This window comes from Hymenobacter duratus (assembly GCF_014698995.1).
Taxonomy (GTDB): Bacteria; Bacteroidota; Bacteroidia; order Cytophagales; family Hymenobacteraceae; genus Hymenobacter; species Hymenobacter duratus.
Genome location: NZ_JACWZZ010000002.1, coordinates 1,195,020 through 1,209,046, shown reverse-complemented (window position 1 = coordinate 1,209,046; position 14,027 = coordinate 1,195,020). Strand labels below are relative to the sequence as shown.

Annotated in this window: 16 protein-coding genes; 3 read left to right on the top strand and 13 right to left on the bottom strand. The window is 59.1% G+C overall.

Features of this window, described 5'->3' with window-relative positions:
• Window positions 1-56: 56 nt before the first annotated feature.
• Complete coding sequence (nuoL, locus tag IC231_RS13195) at window positions 57-2,003, bottom strand: NADH-quinone oxidoreductase subunit L (protein ID WP_190784936.1); 1,947 nt, start codon at window positions 2,001-2,003, stop codon at window positions 57-59.
• 152 nt (window positions 2,004-2,155) lie between these two features.
• A complete protein-coding gene (gene nuoK, locus IC231_RS13190; protein WP_125421892.1) occupies window positions 2,156-2,488 on the bottom strand; it encodes an NADH-quinone oxidoreductase subunit NuoK in 333 nt (110 codons plus the stop codon).
• Between the two features lie 247 nt (window positions 2,489-2,735).
• Here nuoK and IC231_RS13185 point away from each other — a divergent pair, with 247 nt between their 5' ends.
• The 3 genes from IC231_RS13185 to IC231_RS13175 all read left to right on the top strand — a co-directional run bounded on the left by IC231_RS13185 (window position 2,736) and on the right by IC231_RS13175 (window position 4,466).
• Window positions 2,736-3,197: a MaoC family dehydratase gene (locus IC231_RS13185; RefSeq protein ID WP_190784935.1), complete on the top strand. Its 462-nt coding sequence runs from the start codon at window positions 2,736-2,738 to the stop codon at window positions 3,195-3,197.
• Between the two features lie 177 nt (window positions 3,198-3,374).
• Window positions 3,375-3,980, top strand: coding sequence for an RNA polymerase sigma factor (locus IC231_RS13180; RefSeq protein ID WP_211539044.1), 606 nt, complete (start codon window positions 3,375-3,377; stop codon window positions 3,978-3,980).
• 120 nt (window positions 3,981-4,100) lie between these two features.
• A complete protein-coding gene (locus IC231_RS13175; RefSeq protein ID WP_190784934.1) occupies window positions 4,101-4,466 on the top strand; it encodes a hypothetical protein in 366 nt (121 codons plus the stop codon).
• 56 nt (window positions 4,467-4,522) lie between these two features.
• Here IC231_RS13175 and IC231_RS13170 read toward each other — a convergent pair whose 3' ends face one another.
• The 11 genes from IC231_RS13170 to IC231_RS13120 all read right to left on the bottom strand — a co-directional run bounded on the left by IC231_RS13170 (window position 4,523) and on the right by IC231_RS13120 (window position 13,903).
• Window positions 4,523-5,098 (bottom strand): hypothetical protein, encoded by a 576-nt coding sequence (locus IC231_RS13170; protein WP_190784933.1) that lies wholly within the window; start codon window positions 5,096-5,098, stop codon window positions 4,523-4,525.
• Between the two features lie 126 nt (window positions 5,099-5,224).
• Complete coding sequence (locus tag IC231_RS13165) at window positions 5,225-5,737, bottom strand: NADH-quinone oxidoreductase subunit J family protein (RefSeq protein WP_190784932.1); 513 nt, start codon at window positions 5,735-5,737, stop codon at window positions 5,225-5,227.
• Window positions 5,738-5,841: 104 nt separating this feature from the next.
• Window positions 5,842-6,411: a NuoI/complex I 23 kDa subunit family protein gene (locus tag IC231_RS13160; protein WP_190784931.1), complete on the bottom strand. Its 570-nt coding sequence runs from the start codon at window positions 6,409-6,411 to the stop codon at window positions 5,842-5,844.
• 149 nt (window positions 6,412-6,560) lie between these two features.
• Window positions 6,561-7,640 (bottom strand): NADH-quinone oxidoreductase subunit NuoH, encoded by a 1,080-nt coding sequence (gene nuoH / locus IC231_RS13155; protein WP_190784930.1) that lies wholly within the window; start codon window positions 7,638-7,640, stop codon window positions 6,561-6,563.
• 127 nt (window positions 7,641-7,767) lie between these two features.
• Window positions 7,768-8,772 carry a 2Fe-2S iron-sulfur cluster-binding protein gene (locus IC231_RS13150; RefSeq protein ID WP_190784929.1) on the bottom strand — a complete coding sequence of 335 codons (1,005 nt, stop codon included), beginning with the start codon at window positions 8,770-8,772 and terminating at the stop codon, window positions 7,768-7,770.
• 122 nt (window positions 8,773-8,894) lie between these two features.
• Window positions 8,895-10,235: an NADH-quinone oxidoreductase subunit NuoF gene (nuoF, locus tag IC231_RS13145; RefSeq protein ID WP_190784928.1), complete on the bottom strand. Its 1,341-nt coding sequence runs from the start codon at window positions 10,233-10,235 to the stop codon at window positions 8,895-8,897.
• Window positions 10,236-10,255: 20 nt separating this feature from the next.
• Window positions 10,256-10,825 carry an NADH-quinone oxidoreductase subunit NuoE family protein gene (locus tag IC231_RS13140; protein WP_190784927.1) on the bottom strand — a complete coding sequence of 190 codons (570 nt, stop codon included), beginning with the start codon at window positions 10,823-10,825 and terminating at the stop codon, window positions 10,256-10,258.
• A gap of 22 nt (window positions 10,826-10,847) precedes the next feature.
• Window positions 10,848-12,116, bottom strand: coding sequence for an NADH-quinone oxidoreductase subunit D (locus tag IC231_RS13135; protein ID WP_211539043.1), 1,269 nt, complete (start codon window positions 12,114-12,116; stop codon window positions 10,848-10,850).
• 95 nt (window positions 12,117-12,211) lie between these two features.
• Entirely contained in the window at window positions 12,212-12,775 is a 564-nt protein-coding gene (locus tag IC231_RS13130; RefSeq protein ID WP_190784926.1) for an NADH-quinone oxidoreductase subunit C, read from the bottom strand.
• 99 nt (window positions 12,776-12,874) lie between these two features.
• The gene (locus IC231_RS13125; RefSeq protein ID WP_044000931.1) at window positions 12,875-13,429 is read right to left on the bottom strand and encodes an NADH-quinone oxidoreductase subunit B; all 555 of its coding nucleotides are present in this window, start codon (window positions 13,427-13,429) and stop codon (window positions 12,875-12,877) included.
• A gap of 81 nt (window positions 13,430-13,510) precedes the next feature.
• The gene (locus IC231_RS13120) at window positions 13,511-13,903 is read right to left on the bottom strand and encodes an NADH-quinone oxidoreductase subunit A (RefSeq protein ID WP_044014256.1); all 393 of its coding nucleotides are present in this window, start codon (window positions 13,901-13,903) and stop codon (window positions 13,511-13,513) included.
• Window positions 13,904-14,027 lie beyond the last annotated feature (124 nt).

Here is a 14,027-nt window from a genome sequence, read left to right as displayed (position 1 = left end):
CGTTATCTGGATGCGGATGAAGCCGGTGAAAAAGTCCGGTCCGGCCGTCAGTAGAATTAGAATTTCCCGAAGTTCAGCGCCATCACCAGCACGATACCCACCACCATCAGGATAAGGTAGGTTTCCACGGAGCCGGTTTGCACGTAGCGCAGGAGCTGGCCCCCGCCCATGGTCAGGCGGCCGAAGCCGTTCACAATGGGGTCGATGATGCCGTTTTCCACGTAGCGGAACAGGCCGCGCGAGAGCCACATGATGGGGCGCACGAACAGGGCGTTGTACAGCTCGTCGATGTAGTACTTATGGTAAATTAGGTTTTCAAGGAAGCCGCGCGACTCGCCGTCTTCCACTGGGCGCACCCCGCGGCTCACGTACTGCACGTAGGCCAGAATGATGCCCAGCACGCCTGCACCCACCGAGAGGCCGATGAGCATAAGCTCGGTGGCGTGGTCGGCATGTACGCCGAAGGCAGCCGGGTTCAGCTGCTTGGAGTAGGTGAACAGGGGCGCGAGGTAGTTGGCCAAGTAGGCGTTTTCCTCACCCAGAAAGAAGGGGGCGTTCATGAAACCACCCACGGCGGCCAGAATGGCCAGCACGATGAGCGGCAGCGTCATGGAAGCCGGCGACTCGTGCAGGTGGTGCTTCTGCTCCTCGGTGCCGCGGAACTCGCCGAAGAAGGTGAGGAACAGCAAACGGAACATGTAGAAGGCCGTCAGGAAGGCAGTGAACAAACCTACCGCGTACAGCACCTTGCTGTGCTCGAAGGCGTGCAGCAGGATTTCATCTTTCGAGAAGAAGCCCGAGAAGGGCGGGATGCCGGCAATGGCCAGGCAGCCTATGAAGAAGGTGATGAACGTAATGGGCAGCGACTTGCGCAGGCCGCCCATGCGGCGCATATCCTGCTCGTTGCTCATGGCGTGAATCACGGAGCCCGCGCCCAGGAACATCAGCGCCTTGAAGAAGGCGTGGGTGAGGACGTGGAACAGGCTGGTGCTGTAGCCCATCACGCCCAGGGCCAGGAACATGTAGCCCAGCTGCGAAACGGTGGAGTAGGCCAGCACCTTCTTGATGTCGTTTTGGGCCAGGCCGATGGTGGCGGCAAACAGGGCCGTAGCCGCGCCGATGATGGCAATAACTTCGAGGGTATCGGGGGCCAGCGTGAACAGCACGTTGGCGCGCAGAATCATATAGATGCCCGCCGTTACCATGGTGGCGGCGTGAATCAGGGCCGAAACCGGGGTGGGGCCGGCCATGGCGTCGGGCAGCCAAGTGTAGAGCGGCAGCTGGGCCGATTTACCGGTAGCGCCCACGAACAGCAGCAGCGTAATGGCCGTTACCACGCCCGCGCCAATCTGCATCGTGCTGGCTTTCTGGAACACCTCGGCGTACTGCACCGAGTCGAAAGTCAGGTAAATCAGGAAGATGCCGAGCAGGAAGCCTAGGTCACCCACGCGGTTGATGATGAAGGCTTTCTTGGCGGCGTTGTTGTAGGCGGTGTTCTTGTTCCAGAAGCCGATGAGCAGGTAGGAGCAGAGCCCCACGCCTTCCCAGCCGATGAACAGAATCACGAAGTTGGCGCCCAGCACCAGCACCAGCATGCTGAACACGAACAGGTTCAGGAAGCTGAAAAACTTGCCCACGTTCTCGTCGTGGTGCATGTAGCCGATGCTGTACACGTGAATCAGGAAACCCACGCCCGTCACGAGCAGCAGCATAATCAGGCTGAGCTGGTCGATCTGGTAGGAGAAGGGAATCTGCATCGAGCCGACCGAAATCCAGTCGAACAGCGTGACGGTGTACTGGTACTGGAAGTTCAGGAACAGGAACACCGAAATGGCGAACGAGCCCAGCACCGCCAAGCTGCTGATGGCACCGGCCACCGTACCCGAGAGCTTGCGGTTGAGCAGCCCGTTAATCAGAAAGCCCAAAAACGGCAGCAGCGGAATAAGCACGTACAGAAACGTGGAGTACGGCGCGCCGGCAGCGGGGATTACAGTTTCTTGCATAAGTCAGGGATGCAGAAGCACAGGTGTCATCCTGAGCGGAGCGAAGGACCTTATCACGGGAGAACGAGGCGTTGTTACGGGTATCGTTCGGCTGGTAGAAGGTCCTTCGACACTGGCTTGATTCGCCACATGCTCAGGATGACATGGCAAAACTAGAACTTCAGGCGGTTGAGCAGATTAACGTCGGTGTTTTGCAGGTTCCGGTAGATCATCACGATAATGGCCAGGCCCACGGCCACTTCGGCGGCGGCCACAGCCATGATGAAGAACACGAAAATCTGCCCGTTGGGGTCGGCGCGATAGGCCGAGAAGGCCGTCAGCAGCACGTTCACAGCGTTGAGCATCAACTCCACGCACATGAAAATGATGATGGCGTTGCGCCGGGTAAGTACGCCCAGCACCCCGATGGAAAACAAAGCGGCGGCAAAGAAGACGTAGTACTGAAGCGGAACCGTTTGGATAACCTCGGGTATGTTCGGGTTCATGCGGAAGGGCTGACGGCGAAAAGGATGCCTTACTTCAAGGAATGAGGTCAGGACAACTAGCCGGCAAAGGTATCCTGAAAATTGGAAAACGCCACCCTTTAAATTGACCTGTATGGCCGTAGGCGGGCGCGAAGATTCGCTGCGCAGGTTGGCTACGGACCGGCATTTGTACCTTTTTGTGAATAGGTGCGGCGGTGCCCGCAGGCAAACCGTACTTTAGCATTTCCGCAACCCTACTCTTTCACCTATGAGTATTACCATTGGCAGCTTAGCTGAGCTGCAGCAGTACGAAGGCCAAGACCTCGGCACTACCCCCTGGCATATTATCACGCAGGGACAAATCAACCAGTTTGCCGCCGCCACCCTCGATTTTCAGTGGATTCATACCGACCCCCAGCGCGCCGCTACCGAGTCGCCGTTCGGGGGCACCATTGCCCACGGCTACCTCACGTTGTCGTTGCTGCCCTACTTCTGGCACCAGCTGGTGCAGGTGGAAAACCTAAAGATGCAGGTGAACTACGAAATCAGCGAGTTCCGCTTCAACCAGGCGGTGGTAGTGGGCAGCGCCGTGCGCCTCCACGCCAAGCTGCTGGCCGTAAAAGACCTACGCGGTATTGCCAAAGCCAATATTGGCGTAACGATGGAAATCGAAGGCCAAAAAAAGCCTGCATACACCGGCGTTATTACGTTTCTGTACCACTTTTTGTAGGAGGAATTTTCCGATCAAACGTGTCATTCCGAGCGGAGCGAGGAATCTGGGTACAAACCGTTGTGGCGAGTTATCCAGATTCCTCGCTCCGCTCGGAATGACACGTTTAGACCAGCCCGATAAAATTTCCGCTCGCCAGTAAAGTATCTTCCGGCCTTCCACGTCTGTGTCAGCAGAATGGAAACCTTAGCTCTACCACTCGACGCTGCACGCATGACGGCCGGCCACCAGGACCTGCAGATACAGGAAGCCGTGCGCACCCAACGGAAGCGGCTGCTGGCGTTTATCCGCCGCCGCATTCCCAACGAGGCCGAGGCCGAAGACGTGCTGCAGGACGTGTTTGCCGAGCTGGTAGAAAGCTACCGGCTGATGAAGCCCGTGGAGCAGGCCGCCGCCTGGCTGTTCCGGGTGGCCCGCAACAAAATCACCGACCTCTACCGCCGTAAAAAGCCCGTTTCGCTGGAAAACGAAATGGCCGCCTTTGCTGCCGATGGCGACGAAAACACCCTGCTGCTGGCCGACATCCTGCCCGCCGTAGACGACGCGCCCGAAAACCGCCTGCTGCGCGAAACCCTCATGGAAGCCCTCAGCGACGCCTTGGCCGAGCTGCCCGTCGCCCAGCGCCAGGTGTTCATCTGGCACGAACTGGAAGACAAAACCTTCCGCGAAATGGAAGAGGAAACCGGCGTCCCGCTCAAAACCCTGATTTCGCGCAAGCACTACGCCGTGCAGCACCTGCGCAAACGCCTCCGCACGCTCTACACCGAGCTGTTTACGGATTAGATGAACCACGCAGAACGTCATGCAGAGCAGAGCGAAGCATCTCGCTCGGGTAGTAGTCAATAGTATGCTGACGAGATGCTTCGCTCCGCTCTGCATGACGTTCTTTTAGACGCAATTCCCATGAACCGCTCCTTTCGCCTGTTACACGGCCTCAAAATACTGCTCCTGATTACGCTATTCCTGGCCGTGGCCGGCTACGTGACCATGCGCCTTTGGAACTGGCTGTTGCCCGACCTGTTCAACCTGCCCCTCATCAGCATCTGGCAGGCGCTGGGGCTGCTGGTGCTTTCGCGCATCCTGTTCGGGGGCTGGGGCGGCCGCGGCCACCGCGCCGGCTGGGCCCGCAAGCGCCGCCAGTGGAAGCAGCAAATGGAATCCCGCCTGGAATGCCTCACGCCCGAGGAAAAGGAGAAATTCCGTCAGAAAATGGAAGGCGCCTGCACCGGCCCCGCCTGGATGCGTCGCCGCAGTGCGGAAGCAGAGTAGGCGGATTGTGATAGGCAGAAAGCAACAGCGGCACCTGAAGAATCAGGTGCCGCTGTCTATTTCAGGTAGTGTGCCGCCAGTAGAATGGCGTATAGCCATGAGCTATACACAACGGTGTAGGTAAGTGCGTAACGCACGCTTAGGCCAAGCTTACCTCGGCACTCGCGCCCATGCCGCAACGCGAACCGTAGAGCCCTGAAGAAAATCCAGTACAGAACGGCGGCGAGCACCAGAAACACTGCCCAGGCAATGGCAGCAAACACCCATAGCAACGCCACCGCGAGTACAGCTACCAGCAGCCACGCCAGAATACCAAGAAGCAACGCCCCACAACCTTCGTCGTCGTCAAAATTCAGATCCAAGTCGCCAGTGCCGAGCTCTGGAAAATCGTCCGGGAAAGGTACACGCTTGATGTGGTCTATCAGCCTGCCGAAGTTGTCGTGCATCCAAACACCCTGAAACAGGCTTACGGTGAGGAAAGACGAGAAGGCCGTTGACAGAATAGTAAGGGAAATGAGGGAGTCTTTAAACAAACTCCAATCCTGCCGCAGCCCCAGAAACCATACTGCCAGAACAGTAGCAGTGGAAATAAGCACGGTATAAATGAATGGTTGGCGAGCTGGGAGCTTCATAGCGGTTGTTATAGCAGGCTCAATCTAACAAGCGTAGCCTAGCACCTCCTATGCTACCATTAAAAAAGCGCGGCGGCTGATGCATCAGCCGCCGCGCTTGGTTTCCGCTGAAGCCAGCAGATCAGACTAGAAGTTCCGCTCGCCTACTTCACGCTTGCCGAGCATCACGGCACCGACCATGGCTACCAGGAACAGCACGGAGGCCAGTTCGAAGGGCAGCAGATAATCGGTGTAGAGCTTCATGCCCAGCTGGTCCACCATACCGATCTGCGAGTTGAACGCGGTGCCGGCTGCTACGCCGGTGGGCGTTACGTCTTTCAGGGCGGCTACGAGGATGAGCAGGAGGGAACCTCCGGCTACGGCCGCGGCAATCTTGGCCAGGGCCGGCTTGTGCGGCTCCGTGTCTACGTTCAGGTTCAGGAACATAATCACGAACAGGAACAGCACCATGATGGCGCCGGCGTACACGATGATGTTCACGGCCGCCAGAAACTGCGCGTTCAGCAGTAGGTAGTGCCCCGACAGCGAGAAGAACGTCAGAATCAGGAACAGCACGCTATGCACCGGGTTTTTGGCGAACACCACACCCAGCGCGCTCAGCAGCGCCACGAAAGTCAGAAAGAGGAAGATGGGAGACATGGAGAAGTATATTTTGTCATTCCGAGCAAAGCGAGGAATCTGAATAGAACTGCTGAACAGAATAACTCAGATTCCTCGCTCTGCTCGGAATGACACGAGAGTCATTACGCCTGCTGCAGCTTGCCGCGCAGCGTGGTAGCCTGGTCGGCCGTAAGCTGGATGCCGCGCACGGAACGCTCGTCCGGCGACACGGGCTCCACCAGGCGGTCCTTGCCGTAGATGAACTCGTCCCGCTCGTAGCGTGGCGGAGCCATCTTGTCGGGCTGGAGGTAGACGGCGGCTTTGGGGCAGGCTTCCTCGCAGAGGCCGCAGAAGATGCACCGCAGCATGTTGATTTCGTAGCTAATGGCGTACTTCTCCTCGCGATAGAGGCCTTCTTCGCCTTTTTTCCGCTCGCCGGCCACCATCGTAATGGCTTCGGCGGGGCAGGCTACGGCGCAGAGGCCGCAGGCCGTGCACCGCTCCCGGCCCTGCTCGTCGCGCTTGAGCACGTGCAGGCCGCGGAACGTGTTGGAGAAGGGACGGACTTCCTCGGGGTAGCGCACAGTGGCCTTCTTCATGAAGAAGTGGCGCATCGTGATGCTCAGGCCCTGGAAGATGGCCGGCAGGTACGCCCGCTCTGCCAGCGTCATCGGCTTCTTTTCTAGCTTCTTGGCTCGGTTGGTGAGTTGCATATAGTCAGTTACGAAAACTGTCGGAATGATGGGCCGTCATGCAGAGCGCAGCGAAGCATCTCGCATGAGCCGTTAGCTGGTAGCACAACGTCAGCACGCGAGATGCTTCGCTGCGCTCTGCATGACAGACGCGGGCAGTTTAAAGGTACTTAAATCACGCCGGCCAAAATGAGGCCACCGGTGAGGACGATGTTGAAAACGGCCAGCGGGATGAGGATGGTCCAGCCCAGGCGCATCAGTTGGTCGTAGCGGAAGCGCGGCAGGGTCCAGCGGATCCACATGAAGAAGAAGATGAAGGCGAAAATCTTCAGGAACAGGCCCACGGTGCCCAGAATCGTAATCAGGTTCTGAGCCGAAGCCAGCTCCCAGCCTTGGTTGCTCACGAACCAGTCGCGCAGCTCGTACTGGAAGGGGAAATTGAAGCCGCCGAAGTACAGCACGCTCATCACGGCCGACACCACGAAGATGTTCACGTACTCTGAGAACAAGTACAAACCCAGCTTCATCGACGAATACTCGGTGTGGTAGCCACCCACCAGCTCAGTTTCGCACTCGGGAAGGTCGAAGGGCGTGCGGTTGGTTTCAGCAAAGGCGCAGACCAGGAAGATGATGAAGCCCAGCGGCTGTTTCACGATGTTCCAGACGTGCCACTCGCCGGCTACCGACTGCTGCAGCGTGATATCACGCAGGCTAAGCGTACCCGAAATCATCAGCACGGCAATCAGGGCCATGCCCATGGCCAGCTCGTAGCTGATGTTCTGCGAAGCGGCGCGGATGGCGCCCAGCAACGAGAACTTGTTGTTGGAAGCCCAGCCGCCAATCATCACGCCGTACACGCCCAGCGACACCACGCCGAACACCCACAGCATGCCGATGTTCACCTCAATGCCTTGCAGGAAGAATAGGTTGTTGCCGAAGTTCATGATGTTGCCGAACGGAATAACCGCCGACGACATCAGGGCCGTAATCATGGCCAGGCAGGGGCCGAACACGAACAGCGCCTTGTTGGCACCGCCGGGGAAGAATTCTTCCTTCGTGAACATCTTCACGGCATCGGCCAGCGGCTGCGCCAGGCCGTAGGGGCCGGCGCGGTCGGGGCCCACGCGGTCCTGCAGGAATGCGGCAATTACGCGTTCCGCGTAGGTACAATACGTCGCAATCAGCAGCGAAAGCGCGAATACGACGAAGATGACAATGGATTGCCAGCCTAGTGCGGGTAGTTCAATCATATTATTTTGAGCTGTTAGCCTTGAGGACGTCTGTCATGCTGAGCTTGCCGAAGCATCTTTACCGCAATAGTAACTGATTGCTTTGGCGGTAGAGATGCTTCGGCAAGCTCAGCATGACGTGCTGGGGTTAGCTACCGAGTTTCAGCGGTGGATTCTTCTGCAGGTCGCGCTGGGTGCTTTCGGGCAGGTCGGCTACTACCGATTGGTTGAGGACCGGCAACTCGTAGTGGTTGGCCGAAATAACCGAAGACCGGTCGATATGGGCGGGGCCCTCGATGGTCCAGTCAGAAGTTTCCTTCTTCTCGAAGCGGCACTCGTTGCAGATCCACTCCTTTACCTCGCCATACTGGTCCTTGCGGGCGGTGGTGCGCAGCACGTCGTTGCCTTTGTACCAGAGCACCACGTTGCCGGAGCACTTGGGACAGTCACGGTGGGCATTCACGGGCTTCGTGAACCACACCCGCGACTTAAAGCGGAACGTCTTATCGGTTAGGGCACCTACTGGGCACACGTCGATGACGTTGCCGGAGAAGTCGTTGTCGATGATATTCTCAATGTAAGTGCCGATTTCAGCAGCATCACCGCGGCCCAGTACGCCGTGAATACGGTCGCCCTTAGCAATCTGGTCGGCGGTGTACACGCAGCGGTAGCACAGGATGCAGCGCGTCATGTGCAGCTGAATCAGCGGCCCAATGTCGATTTTCTCGAAGGTGCGGCGCTCTTCCTGGTAGCGGGTGGTGCTCACGCCGTGCTCGAAGGCGAAATTCTGCAGGTCACACTCGCCGGCCTGGTCGCACACGGGGCAATCCAGGGGGTGGTTGATGAGCAGCATCTCTACAATGCCCTTGCGCACGTCCAGCACCTGCGGGTTGGTGGTGTTTTCCACCACCATGCCATCCTGCACCGGCGTTACGCACGAGGCCACCAGCTTGGGCATGGGGCGCGGGTCCTTGGCCGAACCGGCAGCCACGCGGACGAGGCAGGCGCGGCACTTACCGCCCGAGCCTTTCAGCGGGGTGTAGTAGCACATGGCCGGGGGCACGATGCTGCCGCCAATCTGGCGGGCCGCATTCAGGATGGTGGTTCCGTCCGGAACTTCCACCTCGATGCCGTCGAAAGTAATTTTAGCCATTGGTCAGTTTTGTCATCCTGAGCGGAGCGAAGGACCTTATCACGTCCGCGCCCCGGTATGTACTAATCCTGAAGAACGTAGCGGTGATAAGATGCTTCGTTCCTCAGCATGACGTTCTAAAGTTACGCCAGCACGGCACCGGCCCGGTACACCGCGCCGGGTTGGGCGGCTTCCTTGGCGTGGGTCACGTGCCACTCAAACTCGTGGCGGAAGTGGCGCACGGCGGCGGCTACCGGCCAGGCGGCGGCTTCACCGAGTGGGCAGATGGTGTTGCCCTCGATTTGCTTGGCCACGCTCACCAGCAGGTCGATGTCTTCCATATGGCCGTGGCCGTGCTCGAGGCGGTGCAGCACCTTTTCCATCCAGCCCGTACCCTCGCGGCAGGGCGAGCATTGCCCGCACGACTCGTGGTGGTAGAAGCGGCTGAAGTTCCAGGTGTTGCGCACGATGCAGGTCGTCTCATCCATGGCAATGAAGCCACCCGAGCCCAGCATGGTGCCTGTCACGAAGCCCCCGTCGCTGAGCGACTCGTAGGTCATCAGGCGGTTTTCGCCGGCGGCGGTTTTCAGGATCAGCTCCTTGGGCAGAATCGGAACGGACGAACCACCGGCTACTACCGCCTTCAGGTCACGGCCTTTCCAGATGCCGCCGCAGTATTCATCGGAGTAGATGAATTCCTCGACGGGCAGACCCAGCTCAATTTCGTAGATGCCGGGCTTGTTGAGGTGGCCGCAGGCCGAAATCAGCTTGGTGCCGGTGCTCCGGCCCACCCCGATTTTGGCGTACTCGTCGCCGCCCTCGTTTACAATCACCGGCACGGCGGCAATGGATTCTACGTTGTTCACTACCGTGGGGCGGGCGTAGAGGCCCTGCACAGCCGGGAATGGCGGCTTGTTGCGCGGGTTGCCGCGCTTGCCTTCCAGGCTTTCCAGCAGGGCAGTTTCCTCACCGCAGATGTAAGCGCCGCCGCCGGGATGCACGTGCAGGTCCAGGTCGTAGCCCGAGCCTAGAATGTTCTTGCCCAGGAAACCAGCCGCGTAAGCCTCGGCAATGGCTTTTTCCAGGATGCGCAGCACATACAACAACTCGCCGCGGATGTAGATGTACGAGGTGTTGGCGCCCAGCGCGTACGAGCTCGTAATCATGCCCTCGATGAGCAGATGAGGCAGCTTCGACATCAGCTGGCGGTCCTTGAAGGTGCCCGGCTCCGATTCGTCGGCGTTGCAGACGAGGTAGCGCGGCACGCCATCCGGCTTGGCTAGGAAGCTCCACTTCATGCCCGTGGGGAAGCCCGCGCCGCCGCGGCCCCGTAGGCCCGACTTCTTCACTTCTTCCACCACCTCGTCGGGCGTCATCGTTTTGATGGCCTTTTCCACCGAGCGGTAACCGCCGTGTTTGCGGTACACTTCCAGGGTGTCGATGCCTTCAACGTTAATATGTTCGGTCAGCAGTTTGCGTCCCATAGGTTCAGAGCTGAAAGACGTTAGTTGTTGGCCACTGCGTTCGGGAGGCCGGTTTCTTCCCAGGGCAGCGCCGGGCGGTGCACCTGGTTGCGCAACTCCGAGAGCATGGCATCCACCGATTCCTGGGTGTCCAGTTGCTCGTAGTACTTCTCACGCACCTGTACCACAGGCGCAAAGCCGCAGGCAGCCAAGCACTCTACTTCCTTCAGCGTGAACAGGCCATCTTCGGAAGCCGGACCGCCTACTTTAGCGCCGGTGATGCGCTCCAAGTGCTGCGTCAGCTCGTCGGAGCCGCGCAGCATGCAGGGGCCCGTGCGGCAGATTTCCAGCACGTGCTTGCCTACCGGCTTGAGGTTGAACATGGTGTAGAACGACGACACCTCGTATACCTCAATGGGCTTAACGCCCAGCACTTCGGCCACCAGATCCTGCACTTCGGGGCTTACCCAGCCACCAAATTCGGCTTGGGCAATGTGTAGCACCGGCAGCATGGCCGATTTGCGGCGCTCCTCCGGGTATTGCTTGCAGATGCGCGCAATTTCAGCCTTCGCGGCTTCGGAGAATTGCGGCTTGGTAGCAGTCGATTCCATATCAGTTGTATTCAGCAAAAAACTACGCGTCGAGCTCCCCGGCAATTACGTTCATCGATGACAGCGTCACGATGGCGTCGGAGAGGGTCTGGCCCACCACCATTTCGGTGTAGGCTTGGTAGTAGATGAAGCAGGGCCGGCGGAAGTGCAGGCGGTAGGGCGTGCGGCCGCCGTCGGACACCAAGTAGAAACCCAGCTCACCGTTGCCGCCTTCCACCGAGTGGTAGACCTCGCCCACGGGGGCGTCAATCTCACCCATCACAATCTTGAAGTGATAGATGAGGGCCTCCATATTCTGGTACACGGCCTGCTTGGGCGGCAGGTAGAAGTGGGGCGCGTCGGCGTGATAGGGGCCTGCGGGCAGGTTCTCCAGGGCCTGCGTGATGATGCGCAGGCTCTGCCAGATTTCCTCGTTGCGCACCATGAACCGGTCGTAGGTGTCGCCCTTGGTGCCCACCGGAATTTCGAATTCGAAGTCTTGGTAGCTGGAGTAAGGGTTCATCACCCGCACGTCGTAATCGACGCCGGCGGCGCGCAGGTTGGGGCCGGTGAAGCCGTAGTTGAGGGCGCGTTCAGCGGAAATACCGCCCACATCCACCACCCGGTCCATGAAGATGCGGTTGCGGTTGAACATCTTCTCGAACTCCGCCATCACGGCCGGGAAGGTCTTCAGCCAGGCCCGCAACTTGGCAATAGCTACGTCGGAAAGGTCGCGCTCCATGCCACCTACGCGGCCCATGTTGGTGGTCAGGCGGGCGCCGCACAGCTCTTCGTAAATCTCGTACACCTTTTCCCGCTCGTCCATCAGGTAGAGGAAGCCAGTGAAAGCGCCCGTATCCACGCCCAGAATGCCGTTGCAGATCAGGTGGTCGGTGATGCGGGCCAACTCCATCAGGATAACCCGGATGTACTGGGCGCGCTTGGGTACCTCCACACCAAGTAGCTTTTCCACCGTCATGTGCCACCCAAAGTTGTTGATGGGCGACGAACAGTAGTTCATCCGGTCGGTGAGGGTGGTAATCTGATAGAAGGGCCGCCGCTCGGCAATCTTCTCGAAGGCCCGGTGGATGTAGCCTATGGTGGGCACGCCGGAAATGATCCGCTCCCCGTCCATCTGCAGAATGTTCTGGAAGATGCCGTGGGTAGCGGGGTGCGTGGGACCCAGGTTTAGCGTGGTGAGCTCCTGGTTGAAGTCGTTGACGGTAGGGGCCAGCGGGTTCAGCCGCGGCTCCTGCTCCCGGGCCGACTCAATGATTTTATGGGTGCCTTCCAGCGTGTCGTTTACTGCCATCTGGTTTGGTGCTTAGTGCTCAGTGCTTCGTGCTTAGTAATCAGGTCTGATTTTGTTGCCTATGCACCAAGCACAAGGCACTAAGCACTAAAAAACTATCGTCCGAAGAACAGGTCGGTTTTGTCTTCGCGGGTGCCGTCTTCCAGGGCGTACTCCTTGCGCATCGGGTGGTAGTCCATGTCCTCCACGTTGAGGATGCGCATGAGGTTGGGGTGGCCGGGGAAGATGATGCCGTAGAAGTCGAAAGCCTCGCGCTCCATCCAGTTGGCGGTAGCATAGAGGTCGGTCAGGGTCGGGGCAACCGGGTCGGCAATCGGGAAGAAGATCTTCAGGCGCAACCGGATGTTCTGGGTGAGGCTGTGCAGGTGGTACACCATGCCGAGTTCCTGACCGGGCCGGTCGGGGAAATGCATGCCGCACATCGTGGTCAGGAAGTTGAGCTGCAACTCCTCGTCCTTCTGCAGGCCTTCGATGATATCGTGAATCCGCTCCCGGGTGGTGGTGGCGGTCAGCAGGCCGTAGGGCTCCTCCACGTCGTTGAAGGCGTCGGCCCCGAACAGGCGGTGCAGCAGAGCCAGCAGCTGCGCGTTTTTCTGCGCGGCCGGGTCCTGGGCGGCAGCCTGTTCCTGAGCCGGGATGGATTCGTTCTGGTCAGCCATGTTTTTGAGAAGCTAGGAGCTAGAAGTTAGGAGCTGGAATATTGATGAGCGAAGCCAGAAGCTCAGAACGAATTCTGACTCCTAGCTCCTATCTCCTAACTACTTGATGTTGTACGACGCCAGCAGGGCCTGATACTCGGGCGAGTTGCGGCGGCGGAAGGATTCGTTTTTGGCCAGGTCCTGGATGCGCATCAGGCCATCGAGCACCTGCTCGGGGCGGGGCGGGCAGCCGGGCACGTACACATCCACCGGAATGATCCGGTCGATGCCCTGGAGCACGGAGTAGGTATCGAAGATGCCACCCGAAGAGGCGCAGGCGCCCATGGCCAGCACCCAGCGGGGCTCAGCCATCTGCTCGTACACCTGCTTCACGATGGGCGCCATCTTCTTGGCGATGGTGCCCATCACCATCAGCAGGTCGGCCTGCCGGGGCGAGAAGCTGGGGCGCTCCGAGCCGAAGCGGGAAATATCGTAGCGGGAGCCCATGGTGGCCATGAACTCGATGCCGCAGCAGGAGGTGGCGAAGGGCAGCGGCCAGAGCGAGTTGGCGCGGGCAATGCCCACCACTTTCTCCAGGGAGGTAGCAAAGAAGCCGGCGCCTTCGAGGCCATCGGGCGCGTCTACCGTTTTGATTTCAGGAACTCGGGTATCCATGAGAGCAAGTCAGATTTGGGAAGCGGCGACGCTTCAGAAAGGCAACATCCGGCCGGGGCCAAAGGTTGCCGCCACCAGGGCTTAACGGGCTTCGTTCCAGCGCAGAACGCCTTTTTTGATAACGTAGGCGAAGCCAGCCATCAGCAAAGCCAAGAACACCAGCATCTGGTAGAAGCCGGTGGTGCCCAGCTGGCGGAAGTTCACGGCCCAGGGGTACATGAAAATAACTTCCACGTCGAAAAGCACGAACAGGATGGCCGTGAGGAAGTATTTCACCGAAATCGGGGTGCGGGCGTTGCCCACCGACTCGATGCCGCACTCGAAGGCTTCATCCTTCACCACGCTCTTGCGGCGCGGGCCCAGCAGGTGAGACGTAATCATGGCGAAGGCCACAAAGGCCACGGCCAGCACAAACTGCACCACGATGGGCAGGAAATCCTGGGGCTGATACTGGGTCGGAACGGCGAGAAGCATAGGCTGCGACAAATAAACGCCGCGTAGAAACGGCATGGGAGGCAAAGGTAGGACCTAGCCGGTTGGGAACAAAGGTGAAATAGGAGGGTAGCGGAAAGGCGTATATTTGACGAGAAACTCAGCC